This is a genomic window from Klenkia sp. AC732 (genome assembly GCF_979256525.1).
This window is the reverse complement of the sequence record NZ_CEEDOS010000011.1, coordinates 82785-108854: the sequence shown is the minus strand read 5'-3', so window position 1 is coordinate 108854 and position 26070 is coordinate 82785. Positions and strand designations below refer to the sequence as shown.

Below are 26070 nucleotides of genomic sequence, written 5' to 3'. Positions count from 1 at the left end.
ACCACCGGCCCCACACCGCCCTGGGCAACCTCCCACCCATCACCCGGTGCACCAACGTCACCGAGCAGTACACCTAGGCGTAGGTCGCGGGCGCGGGCGCGGGCAGACTGTGCGCATAGGACTGTTCGGTAACCACACCCACAGGCCTGGACGTAAGCGGAACGGGGCTTGAGGAAGACAGTTAGTAGGCCGTCTCAACGCTCGCTCCTGCACCGAACAGGCTGATCGGCACCGTCGTCTCGTCGACGATGTTCCAGCCCGTCCCCGACAAGAGGCGGAAGTCGGGACTGCTCTTAACTCGGTGCTCCCATCGCCTCTCCTGCTCCTCGCTGAGGGGTCCGCTGCTGGAGACCAGGAGCACGGCGTCGAAGACCTTGCCGATGGCATCAGCAACGGCTTGGCCGTCGTCGACTGCTGCGAAGGTGAACTCGACGCGCCAGGGGTTGTCGGCGAGCATGTGCACAAGCAGGGGACGCAGCTCGACCATGTAGTCGTAGTGCCAGAGCTGTCGCGCATCGACGTGGCGGCCTCGCAGGATGAAGTCGGCATGCCAGAACTGCCCGGGCCGCGCCGGCTCGTCGAGATCCTCATGGCTCCACGGGCGACGACTCTTGCGCAGGAGGAGCGAGGTGTCGTACTGACCGCGGGCATGGCCAATCAGGCGTCGCGCGTCGTCGTGTTGGCCGCCGAGCCAGCCGACTGCTACTGGGTCGCTGGGGTCAATCCGGCCGGGGGTGCGCTTGTCGTTGTAGGAGGCAAGCGCCAGGAACGAGCCTCGTTCCAAGTCTCGCAGCGTCTGCTCTAAACGACTCAGGTCGTCCGGGTGTGAGCGGCGCATGTGGCTGATTCGATGCCGGATACGGGTGAGCTCCTCCTGGTGGGCCTCCCAGGAGGGCCGTCGGATAAGCGCGTAGCCGAACTGATCCCAATGTGCCGCGATCACCTGCAGCAGCTGGCTGTAGTCGAGGTAGGCCAGAGGGTTGTTGCTGTCCGCGCTCGCCATGTGGGTGAAGGCTGCGTCCTGAGTCTGGCGCCCCGTCGCCACTTTGACCGCGTCGCCCCATGAGCTGCCGTACAGCGCGCGCAACTCGACATAGATCAGCTCCCGGAGCCACGTCTCGAGCTGCCACCACCGCGCGTATAGGGCGACAGACCTAGCAGGTAGGACCCCGGCCCCAACCGTGGCCGCGCGCAGAGCGCGATCGCTAGCTGAGTCGCTGGTCCAGGATGGCTCTGGGTCTTCGTCAACCACTGCCTCGTTGTACGACACTTCACCGCGCTGCGCGCCCCGGCGCTGAGACTCCCGTGCGCCAGGGAGTGCGGTGCGCTAGGGAGCCAGCCAGCTCCACGGGGTAGCGCCCGGGAGTCTGGGAGGTCTCCTCACCCCCCGTATCGATTCTCGAAGGCCGGTGCGGCCTCCTCGAACAACTCGGCGCTCCCGTCACAGAACCCCTTGCTCAGCAGCAGGTGCCCGTCCCCGGCCAGTTGCCCGCTCCCTCGCAGCTACCCGATCGCACACGATCGCGAGCCGACACACCTCATGCATCCAGGACTCAGCGACCGTTGTGTCGGCACAAGGCGGTGGGGTGACAGGGTGAGAGCGACAGCGCTCGGCAAGTTGCGCGAGGGTGACCGAGCGCCTGAGATCGCCCGCCGAGGACCTGAGCCTGACGTGCTGCCGCTCAGTGGCGCGCCGGTCGGGGTGACATCAGAGACGGCTTGCTCGTCGCCGCCATCCCCCCGCCTTGTCGTCGTCTGTAGCCACCTGCTCTACGGAGAACGGTTCCGACGTCACCGACGACGCCGATGGCTACTGGAGGAATGCCTCGGTGCGGCTCAGGGCCCTGATGACAGGTCGGAAGCACCACCTCAGTGGCAACCAGCACCACAAGTCCCCGAGCCCGAGATGCAAGACGTGTGTCAGCCAGTCGTCTCCGGTACGGAGGCGCGCGGCCCGGCGGGTTTTCGCGACAGAGCTGGCCGGGCGTGGGCCGAGCGGTGGCGCAGGCGCCCGTGGATCAGCGGCGCCGTCCCGTGACAGTGAGCTGAGCGCGCGGGACCCGGGGTCTGTCGGTGGCCACGGCTAGGGTCGCTCTTGCTGCCCCCATCGGACCGACAGTTTTCCGTGGAGCCCGTCTGCCGGTATGTACCTGAAAGGACGAATGGCCTAATGCCCCGATCGACCCTGTCACAGCTGGAGCGGCATCTGTTCGCCGCTGACGACGTGTTCCGCGGCTCCCGCACCATGGGCCAGCGTTCTGGCAACTCCTTGCCCTGATGATGCCGGAGTACGAGGGGCGCACAGGTGAACTGGCGCGACGCAGAGCCGGACTCTGGTTCGGAGCCTCATCGTGACCACGCCCGCCCTCTCGCTTTGGTCGGACGACCCAGCTCGGGTCGATCTGCTTTCGTTCGATGCTGTGGCCCAGACAGTGGCGGATGCGCTTCTCGACGAGGCCCTTGATCCGGTGGCGCTCGGGCTGTCCGGGAGTTGGGGGAGCGGCAAGACGACGGTGCTCGGCTTGGTAGGCCACGAGCTTGACCGCCGCAAGACGGATAAGCAGAAGGTCCTGGTCATCCAGACGGACCCGTGGCGCTACGACCCCGCGACGGGCGCCAAGGAGAGCCTCATCGCTGAGGTGCTGACCGCTCTGGCTGGCGAAGTCAGTCGCTCGGAGACGAAGACCGAGAAGGCAAAAGACCTGCTCGCACGTCTGGGCAAGCGGATCGATTGGGCGAAGGCGATCAAGCTGGCGGCGACCTCGTCGCTCACACTTCAGATTCCTGATTTCGACAAGCTTGTCGAGCTGGTGAAGCCCAAGGAAGGCGACAGGGAGTCGGTGCGTGGCCTCGAGGCCTTCCGCGACGAGTTCGCCGAGCTGGTCGCCTCAGACGATCTCAAGCACATCCGAGCGGTGGTCGTTCTGGTCGACGACCTTGACCGCTGTCTACCGGAGACAGTCGTCGAAAGCCTCGAGGCGATGCGGCTCTTCCTGGCCGTGCCGAAGATGTCGTTCGTCATCGCGGCGGATGAGGATCGCGTGGCCGACGCCATCCGCACGCGCTTCAAGACCACCGGCCGCCCCGAGGAGAGCGACGACGAGCAGCAGGAACCCGCCACCCTGTATCTGCACAAGATCGTGCAGACCACGATCCCCCTCCCAGCACTGAGTCACTTCGACACTCAGGCATACCTCCTTCTTCTGCAGCTTGAGGCCACCGCAGGCAAGGCGGAACTGGCGACGCTCATCGAGCGGTGCGCGCAGGTCCGGCGTGAGGGCGGCACCGTCGATGACATCGGCGAGATCACCGGACTGGCCATGGACGATGAGTTGGCGTTCGCCATCCGTCTCACGCCGCTGCTCTACGAGAAGCTGAAGGGGAACCCGCGCTATATCAAGCGGTTCCTCAACGATCTTCGTGTTCGCCAGTCCGTGGCTTCGCGCCGGGGTATCAGCCTCGATGCCGCGGTCGTCGCCAAGCTCATGACCCTCGAAGCTCTCATGAAGCCAGAGTTCAAGCTCCTGCTGAGCTGGTTCGCCAAGGGCGAGATGCGAGACCAGCTTGGACACCTTGAGGACCAGGCCGGCAGGCCAGCCCAACCGGAGACGGAGGCCCAGGAGACCGCTGCTGCGGCAGCCGATGCAGACGATGCCGAGCCCGCTCGATCACGACGTGGTGGCTCGAGGCAAGCACAGGCCACGCCCGAGCCGCTCGATCAGTTCTCCCAGCCCATGGTGCGTTGGGCGAAATTGGCACCACCATTGCGTGGGCTGGACCTCTCTCCCTATCTGACGCTGGCGGCCTCGTTCGCCGGCGTCACTCTGATCGATGAGAGCTTGCCGGAACGACTACGAGACATTGCAGCGAACCTTCTCTCGGAGTCCCGGCGGGAGCAGGCGTCGGTGACCGACGCCGAGCTTGACCAACTCGGCGACGGGGATGCGACGGATCTCCTGCGCCACATCGGCCGCACCATGCGTGACCAGCCCGCCAAGCAAAAGGCCGGGGTCAACGCGGTCCTTCGGATTGCTCGACGTCGCCCCGGCGCCGTAACTGATGCCCGGGACGCGCTACTCATGCTTCCGCCGAGCGAGATCACCATCGCAACACCACTGCAGTTCACTCAAGGCGACCCTGTGCAGATCCGCGGCGTGCTGGAGATATGGAAGGGCAAGCTTTCGGAGGGACGGGTCATGCGGGCGGTCGAGAGTGCCCTTGCCAGTCCGGGGAGTACCTGATGGGTACGAGCGGCGCCTACTCCGGCAGCGGTGGCAAGGACGGCAAGGCTGTTCGCAACGCCGTTGGCGACTACTTGGATGGCCTACCGGCAGTCGACGGGGCCAAGACGGAGCACGGTGATCGGCCGGCGCTTGATGCGGCTGCGCTCCAGCGCGTTATCCACCTGATCCGGCCTCGGTCGTCGGGCGGGGGAGGCGGTGACGGCCCAGGTGGTGGCGGTGGGGTCGGTCGTACTTCCAGCGGCAGTTCTCGTAGCGGCGGCGGTCCACAGCGATCGGCCGCGGCCTCAGCCCGCACCGCTGGACGCGCTGCGGCTGCGGCCTACGCCTACCGCACCGGCGACGCGACGACCTTGCAACGGCTTGGTCTGGACTACAACGAGCTGCGCAATCTCGGCGACGAGTTCGAGGTGCTGCGCCGCATCGTCGATATGGCATGCAGTACGCCGGACAGCACCATCGAGGACCACGAGCAGCGGCGTGTTGCCGCCGAGGTCGGCGAGTGGGTGCTGGAGCAGGAGCGCGACGGTAGTCCCCCGACACCGGAGGAGATAGTCCGTCAGACGATCGCGACGATCATTGCCGAGACATTGCTTGTCGAATCCGGGGACCTGGTCAACAGCCACGAGCAGGCAGAGGTCGCCGAGAGCGACATCCGTGATGCAGCCGAAGCCATGGCCGCGCAGGCCACCCTGTCGGTTGACGGTGCGACCGAAGACGAGATCAGCCGCGCCGTCGAGGTCGGACTGAACACCATCCGCAGCATCGTCGGGGCGGGCGACTGATGCCTCGGTTCGCCCTGCGTCTGTCTGCCGCCCAGGACGTCCCGGCCGCCGAAGCAGCCTCCTCGTTCTACTGGTTGACCGATCAACGGTCGTCGTTTACCCCCGGCATCGGCCCGAGTCTCGGGGTCTTCGGACCCGTCCCGGAACTGAACGTCGACGTCGTCCGGATCGCGCTCACGGCCTTCGCTGCCGATCGCTCCGTGCTCCGTGAGGGACAGGGATCGAACTGGAACCAGCGCCAGCTGGACCTGGAAATTTCCGTCTCCGCACCCGCTCGTTGGACGGCTGTGGCCGACGAGCTTGCTCGCGTGCTCGGCTTCCTGAGCGGTGATCGTTGGACGCTTTCGTTCACTCAACAACAGGTCCCCGTCGAGGCCGTCACCCTCCCCGACGCTAGCGCGGTGCCGAAACGAGTTGTCCTGCTGAGTGGCGGAGCGGACTCGGCAATCGGCGGGCTCTATTCGCGGTCTCTGCTTGCGCCGGACGAGCACCACGTCCTGCTCTCGCACTTCAGCAACACCATGCTGGCACCGATCCAACGGCACGTCGCAGCAGAGGTCGAGCGGCTCATTCCTGGACCGACGCAGCAACACACGGTCGTACACCTTGGCCGCCGCAGTGAGCGGATCGACGGCACCTCGTATCCATCTGAGCCGACCAGTCGCTCACGCTCGCTGCTCTTCCTGGCCCTGGGGCTCGCTGTGGCCTCAATCCACCAGGTGCCACTGTGGATACCGGAGAATGGATTCGCCTCCCTCAACCCGCCACTGGGGCCGGAGCGCCTGGGCAGCCTGTCGACACGCACCACGCACCCGGCCTTCCTGCAGGGCCTTACAGCGGTGCTGACCAGGGCCGGCGCCCACGCGGTCATCGAGAACCCCTTCGCCCAGATCACTAAAGGGGAGATGTACCAGCGGGTCATCGACTTGGTGGGATCCGACGAGGCGTCCGCCTTCTTGAGCTCAACTCATTCCTGTGCGCTGACCGGCCAGCGGGCTCATCACATCTCGGCTGAGCGGTCATGCGGCGTCTGCTTCGGCTGCGTCCTGCGACGCGCATCCTTTTCGGCATCGGGTGTCGCTGACCTGACGGACTACATCGCCCCGAGCAGTGACCCAATCGTGCAGAAGTGGCTAGACGGCAAATCGGTCGAGCAGCCGGTGCGCAACTTCATCCGCAGGGGCGTGAAGGCCCGAGACCTCGCCACACTCGGCATCCCGGGCAACTACTCGGTCCGAGATGCCCTGGACCTCTGCGAGCGCGGGATCCAGGAACTGCGGAGCCTCTACCCGTGACGCGCCTGCCTCCTATCGACATGCACGCGCATATCGAGGCTGGTATCGAGGCATCTGATCTAGCGGGGCTAGGATCAGTCACCTTTGCTGCGACCCGCTCGCTCGATGAGGCAGAGCAGGCGCTCGGCCGCTCCGATCCGTGGACGATTTGGGGTGTTGGCTGCCATCCGGGGTTGGTCGGGGTGCAGCGGGCCTTCGACGTTGATCGCTTCACGGACCTCATCTCCAAGACGCCGTACGTCAGCGAAATTGGACTGGACGGGAAATCGCGTGTACCCCTCGCGACGCAGCAAGCGAGCTTCACGGCCATCCTTGCGGTCCTGCAGGCGACGTCCCGGATCGCCAGCATCCACAGCTACGCCGCGACCGAGACAGTGCTGGACTGCCTGGCCACGCACCCCATCAACGGAGCCGTTCTGCACTGGTGGCTTGGCGACAGCAGGCAGACGCAGCGAGCCGTCGAGCTCGGGTGCTACTTCTCGATCAACGCGTCGATGCTGCGCCGTCCCGAACTGATCGCCATGCTGCCCCTCGATCGGGTCCTGACTGAGACAGATCACCCGTTCGGTGACCGCTCCGGCGGACGTACCAGTCGGCCCGGGAACGTGCTGCACGTCGAGGAGGCCGTCGCGCGTTTTCATCAGCTCGACAAAGCTGGCGTCCGGCAAGCGATATGGCGCAACCTGGCGAACCTTGTGTATAAGACCAAGTGCGGTTCGCTGCTGCCCCGGCCAGTGCGGATGGTCCTCCTTGCGGATTCTAGAGATTGACGGACCGCTCGACCGGCATCCCTTCGCGCCTCAGTAGGCGCCTGTCTGACTTCGTTACTCCTGATCTATTCTTTCTTGATCAAGGAGCCGAGCGGGGCGTAGGTCGTGCGGCAGCCCTCCCTTTGCTTGAAACTCTGTGAAGCGTTCCTCGACTTCGCCCCATAAATGCAATTCCCAGCCATCTTCCTGATACCGCAGAAGGGCGTCAAAGGCGAAGTCCTCGGTTGTGCCGGGTTCAGGCCAGCGGCCCTGGCAGACGACCCAGCAAGTGCCTTCGTCATCGGAGCCAGGGGCAGTGGCGAGCTCCGGCCAATGCTCCATGTAAGAGACTCGGTAGTGCTCAGAGAGGCCGATTGAATGACCTGCCGCCAAGCCCCGAACATTATCGCCAGATCTGGGTGCAACGGCGAAAGTTACGTCATTCCGCAGAATTGATGCTACTTGCAAGCGTGGGTCGTCATCGGAATATAGCGCGAACAGGTCTATGCGCAGAGTCACTCTAGGCATGCTTTCCCCTCAAGTTCAACCTCTTCATAAGTTCCGAGGTGCGGGCCTTCGCCAGGAGGGTCTTGCTCGGCCTTGTTACCCCAGCAATGTGCGTCTTGCCGGTCAGGTGCTCAAGGCTGCTCTCGGCCCGTACCCACACTGGTGCTCCGATACCGACTCTGTCGTAGCGATCCGTGCCGTCGAAACGAACGTCCGGTTCCCAGAGGTAGATGCGCGCCAGGAAGCTGACAAGACAAGTCGCTATCAATCCGCTGTCGCGGCGTCCTCCGTTGTGGAGGACGCCCTGCCCTTTCAAGATGGTCACCGCCGATCTAGCTAGCGACGCTGGCTCGTCGTTGCGTAAGCGGAGCTCGGGAGGGTCGAACATGCCGATACCCAGAAGTAACCTCTGGCCGATCTCACTTGACGAGGACCACCCGCGCACATCTCCAGGATCGATGTCGTTGCCCGTCGAGCGGCCAAGCAGATTCCGTCGTGGGCCGAAAAGTGCCAGCATTGTTCGTTCGTCAGACGCTTCGGGCTCGATGCCGAACATTGCTGCATAGGATGGTCGGCCGTCTGGGAGTCGTACGACGCCCCAATATGCATAAGCCGTACCTCGACAGTAGTGTGCCGAGCCGTTCACGTCTGTATCCCGCACCGTCACATCGTTCAGCAGTCTGCCGAGGTGATCAGCTTGTACTGCGCGTGGAGAATCCGGGTTTGGTGCGCCAGCGGACTCCTCGGACGTCTCAATTGTGGGGCCAAAGCCAGGAAACTGAAAGCCAATCTTCGCGCCCCACTTGGGAGCGGGTCGACTGTTCATATCAAGGGCTTGTCGCACCTGACTATCCGACCAGTACAAGAAGGGTCTAACCTGTTCAATCGGCTTCAACGCTGCGGGCCCTTCGCTCGGGTTGGCGTCTTCTCGATCATGACATCGTAGGTCATTTTGTCGCAAAAATCGGCGTAGTCGATGACCGATGCTTGCTAGGGCGTGTCCTGGAAAGTCGGGAACTGTTGAGAGCGCGAGGCACCGCTCAACGATGTCATGCCTGGCGCGACTGTCCTGGTAGAAGGCGGGTGGTCGGCCGCCAGCTGGCGTGATGGTGGTTCACAGTGACCGCGGATCGCGAATTTTGAATCCGGAACGTCCGCGCCGTGACGACCGCCGCCCGGCTGCAGGGTCCGAGGGCGAGTCGCCTCGGTCGGTGACAACGCAGCCATAGAGTCCTGGCCCACGCTCCCGCAGAAGAATGCCCTGGACCGCCGCCGCTGGCGCCACCGCGACGAAGTGCACCAGGCCGTCGCGTGTCGGATCGAGCACACCTGCAACCGCCGTTGACGGCAGCGCGCCCTCAGCAAGCTGACCCTGGTCGAGTTCGAACTCGCCTTCACCGTTCTGGCCGATGTCCCGGCAAGTAGGTCTCAATCAGCGTGAGTCGAAGCTGTAGCGGTCCCCAACGTTCGAAGCCGCTTTTCGTCGGATTCATGCCTTGGCCATCCGGACTTGACGGAAGCGCGTCAATCGGCCGGTCTCTGACCCGACCCACTCCTGCGTCTCGAGTTGCCGCGGCCATCCAGCTGGCAAGGTGTAGCCGGCCAGTCCGCAGAAAGTCCGCAAGGCGTTCAGTTTCGCCCGCGGACCCCCATGAAAGATCAACTGGGAAAGGCCAGGTCAGAGGCCGTTACCAGCGCCAGTCAATCAAGGTCGAATATCCCAGAATCGTTCCGTTTCACCGTCTAATCCCGGCGTTTTCGCGCAGGCCAGCGGGCCGCCGCCTAGCTGTACTGCCCGGGGACGTTGATGCCTACCAAGCCTCGCCCTCGGCTCGGCGGGTGCGCTCCGCCGAGTCCGGCATCAGGTGGGTCGGGCCGACCAAGCCCGGCCCGATCTACTGATGGTGTCCAAGAGCAGCATCGCGGTCGCACGCCATGCGCCTCGCCGTCGGCCACGGGGGAATCCCGCAGGATCCCGGCTAGTCCAGGTGTCCGGGTGCTGCGTTGGAGAGCGCAAATTCTTCGCGCAACTTGGCCTTGCGATCCAGTGCCGCGGACCCGAGGTCGAGCAGGGTCAGCCGCGTGTCGGCGCCAAGGGCTGCCCGGTGCCGAGCCGCGTCAAAGGCCGCGGCCGCGAACATGGACAGGTCGATCAACAAGTCCCGGGGGTGGTCGCCGGCAGGTCCGACGAGCATGCCTTTGGACAGCCGTGTGATCACGTCGTGGAGCAGGGACCATCGCACGTCGAAACCCGGGTGCGTGGCGGTCCCGTCGTCGCTAGTCGCCCAGTGTCCGTTCACATGAGCGAGGGAGACGAGGGCCATCGCCCCGCCGATCGCGGCGCCATAGAGGTCGTAGGGGTCGGCCGAACGGTCCGGTCGAAACGCCCCAGCAAGCAGTAGGTGTGAAAGGAGATCGGCGTCGTGCTCCTGGAGCTGGCTCGAGTTGAGACCGCTGATCACGTTCCCGTTGCGGAACGGCGCGATGACGTCAGCCGCCGGTAGGCGCTTACGGCTGCGGACGGTATGACCCAGGAGGTGATGGGCCACCTCGTGGCAGACGATCCAGCGCTCCCCGCGGAGCACCGCATCGGCCCTGAGATCCGAGCGGTCGGGCGCTGAGACGACCCGGAGGTCGGCGGCCAGACCGGCGATCTGGTTGGGGTCCCGCCAATCGTCACCGCCTTCCTCGAGCAGCTCCCAGTAGCGTCCGAAGCGTGCGTGGCTGAGTGCGGCCACGCGTCGCTCAACGTCGTGCCCCCCGGCCTGCACCTCGCCCAACAAGAGTTTGAGGCCGGCGACCTGCTCGTCCCATGCCGTGACATAGGCGTGCAGGACGTTGGTGTACTGCAGCGGGAGGCGGACGATCCGGGCTTGATTGCTGGTGTGCGCCGTCGCGTTGACCTCCCCTTCGAAGACGCGCCCCACAAAGAGCTCCTCCGCCAGGGGACGCCAGTCCAGCGGCATCCTCTCGATAAGGTCGTCGACGACGCCCCCGAGCTCAGGGCAGTTCGATTGGACCGGCGCCCACCCCTGCAGGGCCGCGCGGTCATCGGAGCTGAGTGGGCTCGCGGGGCGAACGCGGTCGTACCAGGTGAGCCAGAAGTTCTGCTGCGGCAGCTTCTCCTCGTGAAAAAACCTGTTCCGAGACTTGGCCAGGTTGCGCTCGGCCTGCCGGTTCGACATGACCCCAGTCTGCCCGTGGGCCATGACTGGGGCGGTCGGCCGCACCATCGGCCCGCAAGGCGCCGGCGACCTCGAGCGTCTGTCTCGGGACTCGCGGCTATTCTCGGCGTGCGTGTAATGCAGCGGCACGGCCCCTGTTCTCGCCGCCCGCGCCCCTCCGCACCGTCGCAAGGTGCTGGTCCAGATCGCAGCAGCGCCTTCGACCGCAGGTCGGTGGGTGGTCAGCGACTGCCAACCGTTCGCATCGCGGGTCTGCCGTTGCTGGACGCAATGTCGACGCACGTGCACATCGCCGCTGGAAGCGACCGTACGCGCCCAGGAGGCAGCTGGACGGGGACACAGGCCAAGCGTGGCTGCGGGAGCGGAGTGAAGCGCATCTCCAGCCAGTTCTGGTTGCAGTTCTGGTTGCAGTTGGCCCATATCGATCTTGGTCGCGGTCGTTCGCCGTCGTCCGGCAGAGAAGCGAACCCCCTGCTCAGCAGGCCTTCTCGGACATCCGCGAACGTCGTCGAACGTCGTCAGGTCGGCCTGGCAGTGTGGGGGTCAGGGGTTCGAGTCCCCTCAGCTCCACCCACGATCGAAGGCCGCTCTCCTCACGGAGAGCGGCCTTCGTCGTCGACGGGGGTGGTGTGTGGGTCGACGGGCCCACGGTCTCACCGGTGCTGGGACCAGAACGCCAGGTGGGAGCGGTGCAGCCAGGCATCGACCCATGCCCGGTCCGGCTCGTCCGGGACGGCGGTGCTCTCGCGCAGGCCGATCAGCCGTCGCTCGGCGTCGTCGATGGAGGCCAGCACGTCGCCGAGGGGGACCTCGCCGCGACGGACGGCGCGCAGGTACGCCAGGTCCGGCTCGGGCACGGGCAGCGAGATGCGGCCGGTGGTCAGCAGCTCGGTGCCCTGCACCCCCAGCCGCAGGGCGTGCATGGCGAACTTGGTGTCGTAGCCGTGCTCGGCGACGAGCTCCGGGCGGTTGGTGTGTGCCCCCGACTCCCCGGTCATGGCGCTGCGCTGGGCCGACAGGTAGCCGAGGAAGCGGTCGGCGGCCAGGCGCGAGACGAACCGGTGGGCGTTGTCGACCAGCTCCACCCCGACCTCGTCCCGGTGGACGACGTCGGAGTCGGGGACGAAGAGCAGCAGCAGGACGGTGGGGTTCCCGCCCAGCGCCAGCCGGGCCCACTTGCGCGCGGAGTACACGACGACGTCCAGGTCGCCGGCTCCCGACCGGTTGGCCAGCCCGCCCGGGCGGTCCCAGACGGTGTGCCGCTGGTACTGCTCGAACGGGATGGACGCCTTCCCCTCGGCGACACCGGCGGGGACGCGGGCGACACCGGTGACGTGCTCGGGCGGCTCCAGGCAGATGCCCATCTCGTCCCGGTCGTCCTGACCGTCGACGGACGTGCCGTGCACGCCCGAGCCCACCTGCACCCGCAGGACCGTCCCCTGCTCGGCGATCCGCCGCGCCTCCTCCGAGGCGTGGGGGTGGTCGAAGCCGGCCGGTAGCGTCCGGTCACCCAGGAGCACGGAGCAGGAGACGTGGTCGCGCGTGTCCGCCATGGACGTCAGGCTCCCACCGGGTCGTCCGGACGGACAGCGAGTTGATCGGTGGAGGGGGAGCGGTGACCGTTCGGGGGGAGACCGACGACGAGTCCCGGCGGCGTCCCCAGCGTCAACGTGCCCCCGGTCTGCTGGAGCTCACGGACGCGACGCGGGCCGTCGTCGACGCCCTCGTCCAGGCCGGTGGTCGGCCCTTCCTGGTCGGGGGCTGCGTCCGGGACGCACTCCTGACCCCAGGACGGCGCCCCGTCGACGTCGACGTCGAGGTGTTCGGTCTCCCCGGTGACCGTGTCGTCGACGTGCTGCGGCGGGTCGGCGTCGTGAGCGAGGTCGGCCGTTCGTTCGCCGTCGTCAAGGTGCGCCGGGACGGCGAGGACCTCGACGTCTCGGTGCCGCGGCCCGCTGTCCCCGGTGGGGGAGCGGTCCCGCCGGAGGTGGCGGCACGGCGTCGGGACTTCACGGTGAACGCGCTGATGTTCGATCCCTCGACCGAGGTGGTCCTCGATGCCGTGGGCGGGATCGGGGACCTGCGGGCCGGGGTCCTGCGCCACAGCGGGCCGTCCTTCGGGGACGACCCCCTCCGGGTGCTGCGCGCAGCCCAGCTCGCCGCCCGCTTCGGCTTCCGGCTGGCTCCTGAGACCGTCGAGCTGTGCCGGCGTCTCGCCCCGTCCCACGCCGCCCTGCCGGTGGAGCGGGTCTGGGCCGAGTGGCGCAAGATCGGGGAGCGGGGGCGGTCCGTCAGCGCCGCACTCACGGTTCTGTCGGAGACCGGTTGGCTGGCGCACCTGCCACAGCTCGCGGTGCTGGCCGGGGTGCCCCAGGACCCGCACTGGCACCCGGAGGGCGACGTCCTGACGCATGTGGGTCTGGCCGCCGACGCGGCGGCGGCGATGGCCGACGCAGCGGGCCTGACCGGTGACGACCGCACGGTCGTGGTCCTGGGGGCCCTGCTGCACGACGTCGGCAAGGCCGAGCACACCCAGATCCGCGCGGACGGGCGGATCACCTCCTACGGGCACGCCGAGGGAGGCGTCGGGCCCGCCCGGGCACTGCTCGCCGCACTGGGTGCTCCGGCGTCGCTCGCCGGCCGGATCACCCCCGTCGTCCGCGAGCACATGACGGCGACGACGGCGCCGGGCCGGCCCAGTCAGGCGGCGGTCCGCCGCCTGGCGCGCCGCCTGGCCCCGGCGTCCGTGGCCGAGTGGGCGCTGGTCTGCGCAGCCGACCAGGCCGGACGCGGGCCGGGATCCGGGCCCAGCCCGGCGGCGTCCTGGGCGGAGCTGGCCGAGGCGACCGGGGTGGGCCGTGAGCCGACGCGTCCGCTGCTCAGGGGGGACGACCTGATGGCGCTCGGCCATGCGCCCGGTCCGCAGTACCGGGCAGTCATGGCTGCATCCGTGGCGGCGCAGGACGAGGGTCTCTTCGCCGACCACCCCGGCGCGGTCGACTGGCTGGCGCAGGTCGCCGCCGACGGTCGGTTGGCGGGCTACCTGGCCGAGGCTCCCGGGCGGCACGGGAACGCCGGTCCGCCGCCGGGAGCAGGCTGACCGGGCGGCCTCAGCGCTGCTGTCGTCGGGCGACCACGACCAGCCCCACCAGCACGAGCGCCAGCGGTGCCCAGCCGGGCAGGCCGAAGGGCCCGAGCAGGAGCTCGGCCACGAAGAGCAACAGCTGGAAGGCCACCCAGAAGCCCACCAGCAGCACGATCCAGAAGAGCACCGGCTTCTCAGCCTGCAGGCGACGCAGTTGTTCCATGCCCCCATCGTCCCTGGTCGCGGTCCGTCCGGCCACGATCCCGGGCGGTGCGGCACCGGACGTCCTGGACGAGCGGCTCACCTGCCACAGTCGCCCCCAGCTCCGTGTCCAGATCGGCTCGGACCGGATCTGCAGCCGGTCGACCACGAGCCGCGCTCGACACGCCGCACTGCTGCGATAGGCTTGCAACAGAGGCCCTCCTCCACGCGAACGAGTGACGCGTGGGGAAGTTGTGGCCTACATGTGACGACGATCGCGCCGCGATACGCCGAACTGTGTCGAACTCCCAGCTGATCGCCAGCTTTCCGGCACCAACAGTCCAGATTCCGCTGGTCAACACATAGGTTGTGTGCGTCGCACCAGTTCACGGCGCACATCGCACTTCGCACCGCGCTCCTCGCTTCACCGTTCGGTGAACCCACAGATCACCGGCTGGTCGACACCCCTCACTGGTGATCCGTCGTCCCCACGGACGACTCGGGAAGGACGCGCATGTCCAGGTACGACCACATCCTGCAGAAGCGCAGCACGCGTGCTGCCGCTCTGCTGACCGCAGGAGGGGTGCTCGCCGGCTCAGCCGTCGTGGGCCTCCTCCCCACGGTCGCGGGGGCCTCCAGCCACCGCGAGGCGCCGCTGACGGCGGCCGACCCGGCGATCGACAACACCGACGTCTACGCCTTCACCAGCCCCGACGCCCAGTCCACGGTCACGCTGATCGCGAACTGGACGCCGTTCGAGGAGCCCAACGGGGGTCCGAACTTCTACCCCTGGGCTGCGGGCGCCGCCTACGACATCAACATCGACAACGACGGCGACGCGGTCGCGGACGTCGTCTACCGCTGGGTCTTCTCCACCCAGGACACCCGCGGGGCGAACACCTTCCTCTACAACAACGGCGTGGTCAGCTCGCTGACCGACCCGAACCTGCTGTTCCGCCAGACCTACGACCTCACGGTCAGCACCGACGGCGGCACGACGTTCGGCGCCCCGATCCTGAACGACGCCCCGGTGGCCCCGTCCTTCACGGGGAAGGCCGGCATGCCCGATTACGCCGCGCTGCGCGCCGAGGCCGTGCGGCCCTTCGCGACGGCAGGCGGTGGCGCGCAGTCGATGGCCGCGCAGGCCGACGACTCGTTCTTCCTGGACCTGCGGGTCTTCGACCTGCTCTACGGAGCGGACCTGTCCGAGACCGGCCAGGACACCCTCGCCGGGTACAACGTGAACACGATCGCGCTGCAGGTGCCCAAGACCGAGCTGGCCCTCAACGGCAACGCCAACGCCTTCGACGCCGCGGTCGCCCCGGGCAACCCCGTGATCGGCATCTGGAGCACCACCTCCCGCCAGTCGGTCACCACCCGCAACGCCGACGGCAGCGCGACGTCGACCGGCCCTCTGCAGCAGGTCTCCCGCCTCGGGCAGCCCCTGGTCAACGAGGTCGTCGTCCCGGTGGCGTTCAAGGACGCCTTCAACGCGATCCCGCCGACCGCTGACGCCACCGCGGCCAACGGTGCCGTCCTGGCCCGCGTGCTGGACCCCGAGCTCCCGCAGCTCATCGCCGGCCTCTACCCGGCCACGGGCGCGGCGCCGGCCGCGCCTCGCAACGACATCGCCCAGGTCTTCTTGACCGGCATCACCGACGACCTGCCGCCGATCGGCGGGCCCGGTGGGACGGCGCCGCTGGCGGTGGACCTGAACTCCCAGGTGCTGAACAACGACTACGTCAGCGGTTTCCAGCCCTCGGAGATGCTCCGCCTGAACATGTCGACCCCGGTCTCGGCCACCCCGAGTCGTCTCGGCGTCCTCGGCGGTGACCTCCAGGGCTTCCCCAACGGCCGTCGCCTCGGCGACGACGTGGTGGACATCGAGATCCTCGCCCTCGAGGGCATCTACGACGTCACCGCCCCGGGCGCCCGCCAGGCCGCCTTCGACGCGCTCAAGACCGGTGACGGCGTCAACCAGAACGGGGTCGGCTTCACCAACACCTTCCCCTACGTCGCCCTCCCGAACCAGAGCGCGGTCAACGGCGGCTCGTCCGTCGGCGACGGCAACCCCCAGCCGGTCCCGCCGGCGGCCAACCCGACCCCGGGCGCCACGCCGCCGGGCACCGCGCCCGTCGCCTCCGCCCCGGGCCAGTACCCGGTCGGCGGCGTCGACACCGGCGCCGGTGGCTGGGACGAGACGCTCGTCCCCGCGCTGACCGGTGGAGCGGCACTCCTGCTGCTCGGTGCCGGTGCGGGGTCGCTGCTGAAGGGGCGCACGCTGCGCCGCAACGGCGCCGGGACCCCCGCGGCCTGACGCACGGCACCTCAGCACGACGGTGCCGGGGAGCGGCGCAGCGCCGCTCCCCGGCACCACCCCCCTCACGGACGAGCCCTCTCCGCCGCCGGCGTCCCCTGACCCGGGCCCGCCGGGAGGCAGCAGACCCCAAGGACCCGACTCATGGCCGAGCACTCCGCACACCCCCAGGACCCGGCGAACGGTGACCACACCCCGTTCCTGGAGTCCGAGCTCACCGACCCCGCCGCCGTACCGGCCGGCCGCCGCCGGCTGCCCAGCTGGTTGATCCCCACCGGCGCGGCACTCGTCGTCGGTGTCCTCGTCGGGGCCCTGGTCTTCGGCGGCGGTGACGACGCCCCCGCTGCGGCGCGCACCGCGGCCGCTGCCCCCACGGACTCCGCGGGGGAGACCATCCCGCACCTGACGACCGCACTGACCCGCTCGGAGCCGGTCCAGGTCGACATCCCGGCCATCGAGGTGACCTCGTCCCTGGTGGACCTCGGCCTCAACGGCGACGGCACCCTCGAGGTCCCGGTGGACTTCGCCCGGGCCGGCTGGTTCACCGGCGGCAACCTCCCCGGCGACCCGCAGGGCCCGCCCGCCCTGATCGCCGGTCACGTGGACGACTTCACCGGGCCTGCCGTGTTCTACCGGCTGCGTGACCTGGTAGTCGGTGACGAGGTCATGGTCACGCGGGCGGACAACACCGTGGCGGTCTTCACCGTCACCGAGAGCACCGAGTACGCCAAGGACGAGTTCCCCGCCGACCAGGTCTACGCGCCGGTCGGGGACTCCGAGGTCGTCCTCATCACGTGCACGGGCGCCTTCGACCAGACCGCCCGCTCCTACGACGACAACCTCGTCGTCCGGGCCACCCTGGACCTGGAGCGGTCGCTCGAGGAGAGCGACGCACGCATCGCGGCGGGCACCCCCGCCCCCGCCGGCGACCAGCCGAACGTCTGACCGTGCGCCGCCGCACCGCAGTCGCCTCCCTCGCCGCCGGCGGGTTGCTCCTCGTGGCCTCCGCCGCCGGCTTCGCCACCGCGGCCCAGGACGAGCCGGTGCCGACGGCGGCCGAGCAGGCCGCCGCCGTCGACCCGCTGACCGCGGCGATCACGGCCGCCCAGGTCCGGCTGGAGCAGGTGCCGGGGGACTACACGACCTGGGCGCAGCTGGGGTCGGCCTACGTCGAGCAGGCCCGGGTCACCGCCGACCCCGGCTTCTACGACCGGGCGCAGGGCGCGTTGGAGCAGTCGCTCGTCCTGCGCCCCGAGGGCAACGACACCGCACTCGCCGGCCAGGGTGCGCTCGCCAACGCCCGACACGACTTCGTCGCCGCCCGGGACGCCGCTCTGGCGGCCCTGGCGGTCAACGACTTCAACGCCACCGCCTGGGGCGTGCTCACCGATGCGCGCACCCAGCTCGGCGACTACCCCGGCGCCACCGCGGCGTTGGACCGGATGCTCGAGCTGCGACCCGGTCTCGCGTCGTTCACCCGCGCCTCCTACGACGCCGAGATCCACGGGGACACCGACCAGGCCCGCTCCGCGCTGGAGCAGGCGCTCGCGCTGACCACCGGGGGCAGCGACGAGGCCTTCTGCCGGACCTACCTGGGCCAGCTGGCGTTCTCCCAGGGTGACCTGGACGAGGCCGGGGCGCAGTTCAACACCGGTCTGGCAGACCTGCCCGACGACCCGACGCTGCTGCTGGGCCGGGCCCGGGTGGACGCCGCGCTGGGCAACGTGGAGGAGGCCGTCGCCGGCTTCCGCCGGGTCGTGGACAGCCGGCCGCTGCCGGAGAACTTCGTCGAGTTCGGCGAGTACCTCGAGTCCCTCGGTCGGGACGACGAGGCCCGGCAGCAGTACGCCCTCGTGGACACCGTGCGACAGCTCTTCGCCGCCAGCGGGGTCACCGACGACCTGTCCACCGCGCTCTTCGCCGCCGACCACGCGGACCCGGTGACGGCGCTGGCCGCGGCCACCACCGAGTACGAGCGGCGGCAGAACACCGACAGCCAGGACGCCATGGCCTGGGCGCTGCACGCGGCCGGCCGGGACGCCGAGGCCCTCCCGCTCGCGCAGCAGGCGACATCGCTGGGGGGTGCGAGCGCGGTGATGCTCTACCACCGGGGCGCGATCGAGGCCGCGCTCGGCATGACCGAGCAGGCCCGCGCGACGCTCGGCTCCGCGCTGGACACCAACCCGTACTTCTCCCCGCTGCTGGCCCCGCGGGCGCAGGAGCTGCTGGACTCCCTGGGCGGACGACCGTGAGGCGGCGCCGGCTGGTCGCCGTCACCCTGGGCGCGGGCGCGCTCTGGCTGGTGGCCCCGGTCGGTGCCGCGCAGGCCCACCCGCTGGGCAACTTCACCGTCAACCACGCCGACGACCTGCAGCTGCGGCCCGACGGCGTCACGTTGACCGCGGTCGTGGACCGGGCCGAGATCCCGACCGCCCAGGAGCTGCAGACGATCGCCCCCGACGGCGACCCGACGCCGGCCCGGCTCGCGGATGCCGCGGCCGAGGAGTGCCCCCGGGTGGCCGACGCCGTCAGGGTCACCGTGGGTGGCACGGCTCTGGACTGGGAGCCGCGGGACGCCGGCATGGTCACCGTCCCCGGTGCCGGTGGGCTGCCCACCCTGAGACTGACCTGCACCTTCGACGCCGACGCCGACCTCGGCGAGGAGACCACGCTCCAGGTCAGCGACGACTACCTGGCCGACCGGGTCGGCTGGCGCGAGATGACCGCCGACGGCGACGGCGTGCGGCTGGTCGACTCGCCGGTCCCCACCGAGTCCAGCACCGACCAGCTGCGCCAGTACCCGGTCGACCTGCTGGCCTCCCCGGCCGACGTGCGCGGTTTCAGCGTGGACACCGAGCCAGGGACCAACACCGGCAGCGGTTCGCCGCTGGCTGCCGCCGGTGGGGGTGACCCGTTCACCGACGCCGTCGCCGCCCTGGACCGGCGGTTCGAGGACCTGGCCGGCGGTCGCGAGCTCACCCCGCTGGTCGGGGGACTGGCCGTCGTCCTGGCGGTGCTGCTGGGCTGCGGTCACGCACTGCTCCCCGGCCACGGCAAGAGCGTGATGGCGGCGTACCTGGCCGGACGGCGCGGACGCTCCCGCGACGCGGTCCTCGTCGGGGCCACCGTCACCGCCACCCACACGGTCGGGGTGCTCGTGCTGGGCGCCGCCATCACGGTGTCCAGCTCCCTCGCCGGGGACCAGGTGCTGCGCTGGCTGGGGGTCGCGAGCGGACTCCTGGTCGCCGGCATCGGACTCGCCATGCTCCGCGGGGCCGTACCCCGCTGGCGGGCGGCTCGGGCGCTGCGGATCGCCCCCGAGCAGGCCCTGCCGGAGCCCGCTCTGGCCGCCGTGGTCTCAGGGGCCCACCACGACCACCCGCACGGAGGCGGGCACGCGCACCCCCACGTCCCTGCCGGTCACCACCACGGCGACGCCGCGCACGACCACACGCACGACCACGAGCACGACCACGAGCACGACCACACGCACGACCACGACCACACGCACGACCACTCCCACGAGGCCGAGCACCGCCACGACGCCGGCCACAGCCGCGACCACGACGGCGGCTGGTGGTCCGGCGGGCACAGCCACGGTCCGGGTGGGCACAGCCACGGGCCGGGGGTGGGGCGCGGAGGCCTGATCGGCATGGGCGTGGCCGGTGGCCTCGTGCCCAGTCCGTCGGCGTTGATCGTCCTGCTGGCCAGCATCGGCCTGGGCCGCACGGTGTTCGGTGTCGTCCTGGTGCTCGCCTACGGGGTGGGCATGGCCGGGACGCTGACCGCGGTCGGGCTGCTGCTGGTACGGCTCCGCGGACGGCTGGAGCGGCGACTGGCCGACCTGCGCCGGGCCCGCCTGCTGGCCAGGCTGGCCCTCGCCCTGCCGGTGGCGACCGCCGCCCTGGTCCTGGTGGTCGGGCTCTCCCTCGTCGTCCGGGGTGTCGTCCTCGGGGCCTGAGTCGGCCACCACACCCGGGGGTGAGTCCGCGGGCACAGATGGCAACTAGTGCCAAACGAGACGGGCTCGCATCGATCGCTGGGCTGGGCAGCCGGTCACATCTCGACGTGCGGAACCGATCCCGCCCCGCTACTTTCACTGCCTCGGGCCGCCATCAGGGGGCCCTCGTTCGTCAGGAGGCCAGTCGTGGCCACACTGCTCTGGATCCTCGCCGTCGTCCTCGTGGTCGCCGGCGTCTTCGCGATCATCCGCAAGCAGCTGCTGTGGGGGATCGTGCTCATCGTCGTGGGGCTCCTCGTGGGCCCGGGCGGCGTCAGCATCTTCGCCTGACCGTGGGCGGCGCGGTCGGGGAACAGCTGGCGCCCCGACCGTGCTGCCCCTGGCGATGAGCATCGAGCAGAGCACCCCCACCCCGCCCTTCCTCGGCGCGCACGCCCTCGTGGTCGGCGCCAGCGGCATCACCGGCAGCGCGCTGGTCGAGAAGCTGACCGCCGGTGGCTGGGAGGTCTCCGGACTCTCCCGCAACCCGGTCGAGGGCTCCAGCGCCCGGCACGTCCGCGCCGACCTCCGCTCGCCGGAGTCCCTCACCGAGACCCTCGGCGAGCTGCGCCCCACCCACGTCTTCTTCTGCGCCTGGTCCAAGCAGGACACCGAGGCCCAGAACATCGTCGTCAACCGCGCGATGGTCGCCGACCTGCTCGCCGCCCTCGCCCCGGGCCGCAGCGTCCGGCACGTCGCGCTGGTCACCGGGCTCAAGCACTACCTCGGCCCCTTCGAGGCCTACGCGCAGGGCGAGATGCCCGACACCCCGTTCCACGAGGACGCCGAGCGTCTCCCGGTCGAGAACTTCTACTACGACCAGGAGGACGCGCTCTTCGCCGCCGCTGCCGAGCAGGGCTTCACCTGGAGCGTGCACCGCTCGCACACCGTCATCGGCCACGCCGTCGGCAACGCGATGAACATGGGCTCGACGCTGGCCGCCTACGCCGCGATCTGCCGCGCCGACGGGCGGCCGTTCGTCTTCCCGGGCTCGCAGACCCAGTGGGACTCCCTCGTCGACATGACCGACGCCGGCCTGCTCGCCGACCACATGATCTGGGCCTCCACCACCGAGGCCGCCGCCGACCTGGCCTTCAACGTGGTCAACGGCGACGTCTTCCGGTGGCGCTGGATGTGGCCACGGCTCGCGGCTGCGCTGGGTGTCGAGCCGGTCGGGTTCGCCGACGCCCCACGCCCGCTGGAGCAGCAGATGGCCGACGCCGCCCCCGTCTGGGAGCGGGTCGTCGCCGAGCACGGGCTCGTCGAGCCCGACCTGAGCCGGGTCGCCTCCTGGTGGCACACCGACTCCGACCTCGGCCGCGACATCGAGGTCCTCGCCGACATGAGCCGCTCCCGGTTGCTCGGCTTCACCGGTTACGTGCGCACCGAGGACTCCTTCTACCGGCTCTTCGACCGCTACCGCGCGGACGGCGTCATCCCGTGACCCGGATGGCCGGCCTCCCGACCGGCTGAAGGGGGCGGCCTCAGCCCGGGACGACGGCCGTGACGCCGGAGACCATCAGCCCCGTGGCGCCCTCGTCCAGGGCGGTCCGGGCCTGCTCCGGCGTCGAGACGATGTGCCCGAAGACCGGCTTGCCGGTGGCCAGCGCGGTCGAGAAGTCCGCCGCGGGGGCGTCCCAGGCCAGCGCGATCAGGTCCCAGGCGCCCTCGGTCGCGGCGAAGTCGGCCATGTCGGCCGGGTACCAGTAGCCCCACGTCGTGTAGCCGCGCTCCCGGGCCAGCCCGGCCAGGCCGTCGGCGGTGTGGAAGTTCTTCACCACGAAGCGGGCCGGTCCGCCGGAGGCGTCCAGCAGGTCCAGGAACCCGGCCACGTCGGTGTTGGGCTTGTCGTCGAGCACCCACACCCGGTCCGGGTGCGCCGCCAGGACGTCGACCAGCCGCGCCATCGGGAGCCCGCCGTCGGTGGTGCGCAGCGCGGACAGCTGCTCCCACGTGCTGGTCGGGACGTCGAGGTCGGCATCGAAGACCCCGCCGGTCCGCTGGTCGTGGCACACGACCCACACCCCGTCCGCGGTCAGCCAGACGGGAGCCTCCAGCGCCAGGTCCGGCGACCACGCGGCGGCCTGGTCGTAGGCGTACGCGGTGCCCTCGGGCCAGTCGCCGCTGCCACCCCGGTGCGCGATGAGGGACGGCGCCGCCCCGAGCCAGCGCTCCACGGCCGTCGGCAGCGCCCCGGCGACCGGGCGCTCACCCAGGCCGGTGCTGCACGCGGCCAGGCACGTCCCCAGCAGCAGGACGGCGGCCAGGGCACGCGTGGACCTCATGCCCGGGACGGTAGCCAGGCCCGCGGACGGTCCACGTCCGACCCGCGGATCGCGCGTGGTCCCGGCAGCCCGCACGATGCGGGGGTGACCGTCGCGCTCTCGCACTGGCCCACTCCGCTGGACGCCGCCCCCCGGCTCGCCGTCGCCGTCGGCCTCCGGCCCGGGGACCTGTGGGTCAAGCGCGACGACCTCACCGACCTCGGCGGTGGCAACAAGATCCGCAAGCTCGAGCACCTGGTCGCCGAGGCCGAGCAGGCCGGCGCGACCGTGCTGGTCACCAGCGGAGGTGTGCAGAGCAACCACGCCCGGATGACCGCTGCCGCCGCGGCCCGCCGCGGCCTGGGCTGCGTGCTCGTCCTGTCCGGGGACGCCGACCCGCGGCACCCGGGGAACCTCGCCCTGGAGGGCCTCTTCGGTGCCCGCGTGGTGGCCGGCGGCGACCCGGCCGCGGTGTCCGACGAGCTCCGCGCGGCCGGGGAGACGCCGTTCCTCATCCCGCTGGGCGGGTCCTCCCCGACCGGGGCGCGCGGGTACCTGGCCTGCGCGGCAGAGCTGATCGACCAGGCGCCGGACGCCCGCCACGTGGTGACCGCGGTCGGTTCCGGCGGCACCATGGCCGGCCTGGTCACCGGGCTGGGGGCCGACCGGGTGCTGGGTGTGGACACCGGCGCGGTGGTCGACCCGGCCGAGCGGGTGACCGCCCTGGTCGAGGCCCTGGGGGGCTCGGCGGCCGGGCTGCGGCTGCGCACGGACCAGGTCGGCGCCGGGTACGGCGCGCTCACCGACGCCGGCGAGCACGCCCTCCGCACCGCAGCCCGGACCGAGGGCCTGGTGCTGGAGCCGACCTACACGGCCAAGGCGCTCGCCGGACTGGTCGCCGCCGTCGCCGACGGCTCGATCCGGCCCGGCGAGCGCACCGTGTGGCTGCACACCGGCGGGCTGCCCGGGCTCTTCGGTCACCCGTTCGCGGAGGCCGCGGCGCGTGCGGTGCTGGACGGGGTGTGAGCAGCGGCGGACCCCAGCCCCGGGGCGGGTGCATCGCATCGGCCTCGGTGTCCAGCGCCACCCCGGGGGTCAGCGGGTGAGTGCCTCGATCTCCCAGCTGGTGGCGTGCGCGTCGCCGGGGGCCAGCACGACGAGGTCGGTGCCGGAGTTGAACGCGTCCGGCGGGCAGGTCATCGGCTCGACGGCCAGGCCCACCCGGTCGTCGGCGGGGTCCGGGCGGTCGGCGGTGTGCACCTGGACCCACGGCATCTCCGCCGCCGACCAGTGCACCGCCACCCCGGTGCCCTCGGGCGCCCAGACGGTCGCCGTCGCCCGGCCGGTGGCGCCCAGCCCGGTGTAGGCGTGGTCCACGGCCAGCCCGCGCAGCGGGCGCGGGGTGCGGAAGTCCAGGTCGGTGGTCTCCACCGGGACGACGCCGGTGGGCAGCAGCCGCTCGTCGTCGACGGTGAGCACCTGGCCCGCGTCCAGCTCCAGCTCCCAGTCGTCGACCATCCCGGAGCCGGCGCGCAGGTAGGGGTGCACCGAGCAGCCCCAGGGGGCGGCGGTGCTCCCGGCGTTGGTGCCCTGGAGGCTCCAGCGCAGGCCGGTCGGGGTCAGCTCGTAGCCCACCACCAGGTCCAGCAGGTGTGGCCAGCCCTGCTGCGGCCAGACCCGGACGCCGAGCCGGATGCCCGAGTCGGTCCGGTCCAGCAGCTGCCAGGGCGTCCAGCAGGCCAGCCCGTGCAGGGCGTTGCCGCGGTCGGGCTCGGTGAGGGCCAGCTGGTGCTCGACTCCGTCGCGGCTCCAGCGGCCGTCGGCGACCCGGTTGGGCCACGGGGCGAGCACCGACCCGCGGTAGAGCGGGCGCGGTGCGTCGGCGGGGAAGCCCTGGACGAGGTGCCGGCCGGCCACGGTCAGCTCGCGCAGTGCGCCGCCGACCTCGGTGACCACCGCCCGGACGTCGCCGAGGACGAGCTCGTGCTGGGTGCCGCTGGGCAGTGGTGCGGACATGCGTGGACTCCTCGGGCACGACGACGGGCCAGGGGGACGATGCCACGTCCTCCGGTGGGGCTGCGCATTGTGTGAGCGCTAACAGGCTGGCGTCAAGCTCCACCCCCACGAGCCACATGCCCGTTTCGCTTCGCTTCTGCCCGCTGTGATCCGATGCACAACCGTGACACGGGATGTGCTTGACACCACATGTGTGAGCGCTAACAGTTCGCCCCCAAGAACCTGACCGGGCCGCAACGCCGGGGCAGTCGCCACCGAGGGGTGGTCGATTCCCCGCAGCGCAGGACGGCAGTTCGGTGCAGCAGGCGAGACCGGTCCGGAGTCCCCGGCCGGCAGACCACGTGGAGGCAGTTCGTGTTCAAGAAGACGGTGGTGACCGCGATCGCGGTCGCGGTGGCGTTCGGTGCGACCGCCTGTGGCGGCAGCGACGGCGACGGCGGCGGCGGTTCCGCCTCCGGTGGCGGCGACGGCACGATCACGATGGGCTTCTCCCAGGTCGGCGCCGAGAGCGGCTGGCGGTCGGCGAACACGGCCTCCATCCAGGACTCCGCCGAGGCCGCGGGGATCGAGCTGCAGTTCTCCGACGCCCAGGGCGAGCAGGAGAACCAGATCTCGGCGATCCGCTCCTTCATCCAGCAGCGCGTCGACGTCATCGCGTTCTCCCCCGTCGTCGAGACCGGCTGGGACTCGGTGCTGCTGGAGGCCCAGCGCGCCGGCATCCCGGTCATCCTCACCGACCGCGCGGTCGACTCCGAGGACGAGTCCCTCTACGAGACCTTCCTCGGCTCGGACTTCGTCGAGGAGGGCAAGAAGGCCGGCGAGTGGGCCGTGGAGAACTGGGGCTCGCAGCCCACGTTCGTCGCCGAGCTCGAGGGCACCACGGGTGCTGCGCCGGCCATCGACCGCCAGGAGGGCTTCGCCGAGGCCATCGAGGGCACCGACAACATCGAGGTCGTCGCCTCGCAGTCCGGTGACTTCACCCGCGCCGGTGGCCGCGAGGTCATGGAGGCGCTGCTGAACTCCAACCCCGAGATCAACGCCGTCTACGCGCACAACGACGACATTGCCCTGGGCGCCATCGAGGCGATCGAGGCCGCGGGAAAGACCCCCGGCACCGACATCCAGATCATCTCCGTGGACGCGGTCCGCGACGGCATGCAGGCCCTCGCCGACGGCAAGATCAACTTCATCGTCGAGTGCAACCCGCTGCTCGGTGAGCAGCTGATGGAGCTGGCCGAGGCCGTCGTCGCCGGCGACGAGGTCGAGCGTCGCGTCGTCACCGAGGAGACCACCTTCACCCAGGAGCAGGCCATCGAGGCCCTGCCGACCCGCGAGTACTGATCGGCCCGGGGTCCCGCCGCCGCGCGGGACCCCGGCCACCCGCCCCGCCGTCGCCCCCGCGACGGCGGGGCGTCCCCACAGCCA

At 70.1% G+C, this 26070-nt stretch carries 20 protein-coding genes; 13 read left to right on the top strand and 7 right to left on the bottom strand.

Annotated elements, in window-relative coordinates:
- Window positions 1-181 precede the first annotated feature (181 nt).
- Window positions 182-1252 carry a Swt1 family HEPN domain-containing protein gene (locus AC0IVP_RS07420; RefSeq protein WP_471755602.1) on the bottom strand — a complete coding sequence of 357 codons (1071 nt, stop codon included), beginning with the start codon at window positions 1250-1252 and terminating at the stop codon, window positions 182-184.
- Between the two features lie 1099 nt (window positions 1253-2351).
- Here AC0IVP_RS07420 and AC0IVP_RS07415 point away from each other — a divergent pair.
- From AC0IVP_RS07415 to AC0IVP_RS07400, 4 genes are read left to right on the top strand one after another with little or no spacing between them, the layout of a single operon-like run.
- Window positions 2352-4241, top strand: coding sequence for a KAP family P-loop NTPase fold protein (locus AC0IVP_RS07415; protein WP_471755600.1), 1890 nt, complete (start codon window positions 2352-2354; stop codon window positions 4239-4241).
- Window positions 4241-5026: a hypothetical protein gene (locus AC0IVP_RS07410; RefSeq protein WP_471755598.1), complete on the top strand. Its 786-nt coding sequence runs from the start codon at window positions 4241-4243 to the stop codon at window positions 5024-5026. The genes AC0IVP_RS07415 and AC0IVP_RS07410 overlap by 1 nt, the downstream gene beginning before the upstream one ends.
- Window positions 5026-6321, top strand: coding sequence for a hypothetical protein (locus tag AC0IVP_RS07405; RefSeq protein WP_471755596.1), 1296 nt, complete (start codon window positions 5026-5028; stop codon window positions 6319-6321). Before AC0IVP_RS07410 ends, AC0IVP_RS07405 begins: the two co-directional genes overlap by 1 nt.
- The gene (locus tag AC0IVP_RS07400; RefSeq protein WP_471755594.1) at window positions 6318-7091 is read left to right on the top strand and encodes a TatD family hydrolase; all 774 of its coding nucleotides are present in this window, start codon (window positions 6318-6320) and stop codon (window positions 7089-7091) included. Before AC0IVP_RS07405 ends, AC0IVP_RS07400 begins: the two co-directional genes overlap by 4 nt.
- A 499-nt stretch (window positions 7092-7590) precedes the next feature.
- Here the strand turns inward: AC0IVP_RS07400 and AC0IVP_RS07395 are convergent, their stop codons facing one another.
- From AC0IVP_RS07395 to AC0IVP_RS07385, 3 genes are all read right to left on the bottom strand, one after another.
- A complete protein-coding gene (locus tag AC0IVP_RS07395; RefSeq protein ID WP_471755592.1) occupies window positions 7591-8133 on the bottom strand; it encodes a hypothetical protein in 543 nt (180 codons plus the stop codon).
- 1423 nt (window positions 8134-9556) lie between these two features.
- The gene (locus tag AC0IVP_RS07390; RefSeq protein ID WP_471755590.1) at window positions 9557-10762 is read right to left on the bottom strand and encodes a hypothetical protein; all 1206 of its coding nucleotides are present in this window, start codon (window positions 10760-10762) and stop codon (window positions 9557-9559) included.
- Between the two features lie 653 nt (window positions 10763-11415).
- Complete coding sequence (locus AC0IVP_RS07385) at window positions 11416-12315, bottom strand: DNA polymerase beta superfamily protein (RefSeq protein ID WP_471755588.1); 900 nt, start codon at window positions 12313-12315, stop codon at window positions 11416-11418.
- Between the two features lie 62 nt (window positions 12316-12377).
- Between AC0IVP_RS07385 and AC0IVP_RS07380 the strand changes: the two genes are divergently transcribed.
- A complete protein-coding gene (locus tag AC0IVP_RS07380; protein ID WP_471755585.1) occupies window positions 12378-13862 on the top strand; it encodes a CCA tRNA nucleotidyltransferase in 1485 nt (494 codons plus the stop codon).
- A gap of 10 nt (window positions 13863-13872) precedes the next feature.
- Here AC0IVP_RS07380 and AC0IVP_RS07375 read toward each other — a convergent pair whose 3' ends face one another.
- Entirely contained in the window at window positions 13873-14070 is a 198-nt protein-coding gene (locus AC0IVP_RS07375; protein WP_056296903.1) for a hypothetical protein, read from the bottom strand.
- A gap of 492 nt (window positions 14071-14562) precedes the next feature.
- On the opposite strand from AC0IVP_RS07375, the gene AC0IVP_RS07370 reads away from it, so the two are divergent.
- The 6 genes from AC0IVP_RS07370 to AC0IVP_RS07345 all read left to right on the top strand — a co-directional run bounded on the left by AC0IVP_RS07370 (window position 14563) and on the right by AC0IVP_RS07345 (window position 21809).
- Window positions 14563-16365, top strand: a complete 1803-nt coding sequence (locus AC0IVP_RS07370) for a DUF4331 domain-containing protein (RefSeq protein WP_471755583.1) — start codon at window positions 14563-14565, stop codon at window positions 16363-16365.
- A 144-nt stretch (window positions 16366-16509) separates the two neighbouring features.
- Entirely contained in the window at window positions 16510-17310 is an 801-nt protein-coding gene (locus tag AC0IVP_RS07365) for a class F sortase (RefSeq protein ID WP_471755581.1), read from the top strand.
- 2 nt (window positions 17311-17312) lie between these two features.
- Window positions 17313-18617: a tetratricopeptide repeat protein gene (locus AC0IVP_RS07360; protein WP_471755579.1), complete on the top strand. Its 1305-nt coding sequence runs from the start codon at window positions 17313-17315 to the stop codon at window positions 18615-18617.
- The gene (locus tag AC0IVP_RS07355; RefSeq protein WP_471755577.1) at window positions 18614-20326 is read left to right on the top strand and encodes a hypothetical protein; all 1713 of its coding nucleotides are present in this window, start codon (window positions 18614-18616) and stop codon (window positions 20324-20326) included. Before AC0IVP_RS07360 ends, AC0IVP_RS07355 begins: the two co-directional genes overlap by 4 nt.
- Window positions 20327-20512: 186 nt before the next feature.
- Window positions 20513-20656 carry a GPGG-motif small membrane protein gene (locus AC0IVP_RS07350; RefSeq protein ID WP_200939003.1) on the top strand — a complete coding sequence of 48 codons (144 nt, stop codon included), beginning with the start codon at window positions 20513-20515 and terminating at the stop codon, window positions 20654-20656.
- A 55-nt stretch (window positions 20657-20711) separates the two neighbouring features.
- Window positions 20712-21809: an SDR family oxidoreductase gene (locus AC0IVP_RS07345; RefSeq protein WP_471755575.1), complete on the top strand. Its 1098-nt coding sequence runs from the start codon at window positions 20712-20714 to the stop codon at window positions 21807-21809.
- Window positions 21810-21849: 40 nt separating this feature from the next.
- Here the strand turns inward: AC0IVP_RS07345 and AC0IVP_RS07340 are convergent, their stop codons facing one another.
- A complete protein-coding gene (locus tag AC0IVP_RS07340; protein WP_471755573.1) occupies window positions 21850-22650 on the bottom strand; it encodes a glycerophosphodiester phosphodiesterase in 801 nt (266 codons plus the stop codon).
- Window positions 22651-22734: 84 nt separating this feature from the next.
- Between AC0IVP_RS07340 and AC0IVP_RS07335 the strand changes: the two genes are divergently transcribed.
- The gene (locus tag AC0IVP_RS07335) at window positions 22735-23655 is read left to right on the top strand and encodes a pyridoxal-phosphate dependent enzyme (protein WP_471755571.1); all 921 of its coding nucleotides are present in this window, start codon (window positions 22735-22737) and stop codon (window positions 23653-23655) included.
- 69 nt (window positions 23656-23724) lie between these two features.
- Here the strand turns inward: AC0IVP_RS07335 and AC0IVP_RS07330 are convergent, their stop codons facing one another.
- Window positions 23725-24645, bottom strand: coding sequence for an aldose 1-epimerase family protein (locus AC0IVP_RS07330; protein WP_471755569.1), 921 nt, complete (start codon window positions 24643-24645; stop codon window positions 23725-23727).
- A 354-nt stretch (window positions 24646-24999) separates the two neighbouring features.
- Between AC0IVP_RS07330 and AC0IVP_RS07325 the strand changes: the two genes are divergently transcribed.
- The gene (locus AC0IVP_RS07325) at window positions 25000-25986 is read left to right on the top strand and encodes an ABC transporter substrate-binding protein (RefSeq protein WP_471755567.1); all 987 of its coding nucleotides are present in this window, start codon (window positions 25000-25002) and stop codon (window positions 25984-25986) included.
- The last annotated feature ends 84 nt before the right edge of the window (window positions 25987-26070 follow it).

What these genes read in the sequence shown, in the direction of transcription:
- AC0IVP_RS07410 (WP_471755598.1), top strand. Translation starts at nt 4,241, where the DNA reads ATGGGTACGAGCGGCGCCTACTCCGGCAGCGGTGGCAAGGACGGCAAG.
- AC0IVP_RS07405 (WP_471755596.1), top strand. Translation starts at nt 5,026, where the DNA reads ATGCCTCGGTTCGCCCTGCGTCTGTCTGCCGCCCAGGACGTCCCGGCC.
- AC0IVP_RS07395 (WP_471755592.1), bottom strand. Translation starts at nt 8,133, where the DNA reads ATGTTCGGCATCGAGCCCGAAGCGTCTGACGAACGAACAATGCTGGCA.
- AC0IVP_RS07390 (WP_471755590.1), bottom strand. Translation starts at nt 10,762, where the DNA reads ATGTCGAACCGGCAGGCCGAGCGCAACCTGGCCAAGTCTCGGAACAGG.
- AC0IVP_RS07385 (WP_471755588.1), bottom strand. Translation starts at nt 12,315, where the DNA reads ATGGCGGACACGCGCGACCACGTCTCCTGCTCCGTGCTCCTGGGTGAC.
- AC0IVP_RS07375 (WP_056296903.1), bottom strand. Translation starts at nt 14,070, where the DNA reads ATGGAACAACTGCGTCGCCTGCAGGCTGAGAAGCCGGTGCTCTTCTGG.
- AC0IVP_RS07370 (WP_471755583.1), top strand. Translation starts at nt 14,563, where the DNA reads ATGTCCAGGTACGACCACATCCTGCAGAAGCGCAGCACGCGTGCTGCC.
- AC0IVP_RS07365 (WP_471755581.1), top strand. Translation starts at nt 16,510, where the DNA reads ATGGCCGAGCACTCCGCACACCCCCAGGACCCGGCGAACGGTGACCAC.
- AC0IVP_RS07345 (WP_471755575.1), top strand. Translation starts at nt 20,712, where the DNA reads ATGAGCATCGAGCAGAGCACCCCCACCCCGCCCTTCCTCGGCGCGCAC.
- AC0IVP_RS07340 (WP_471755573.1), bottom strand. Translation starts at nt 22,650, where the DNA reads ATGAGGTCCACGCGTGCCCTGGCCGCCGTCCTGCTGCTGGGGACGTGC.
- AC0IVP_RS07330 (WP_471755569.1), bottom strand. Translation starts at nt 24,645, where the DNA reads ATGTCCGCACCACTGCCCAGCGGCACCCAGCACGAGCTCGTCCTCGGC.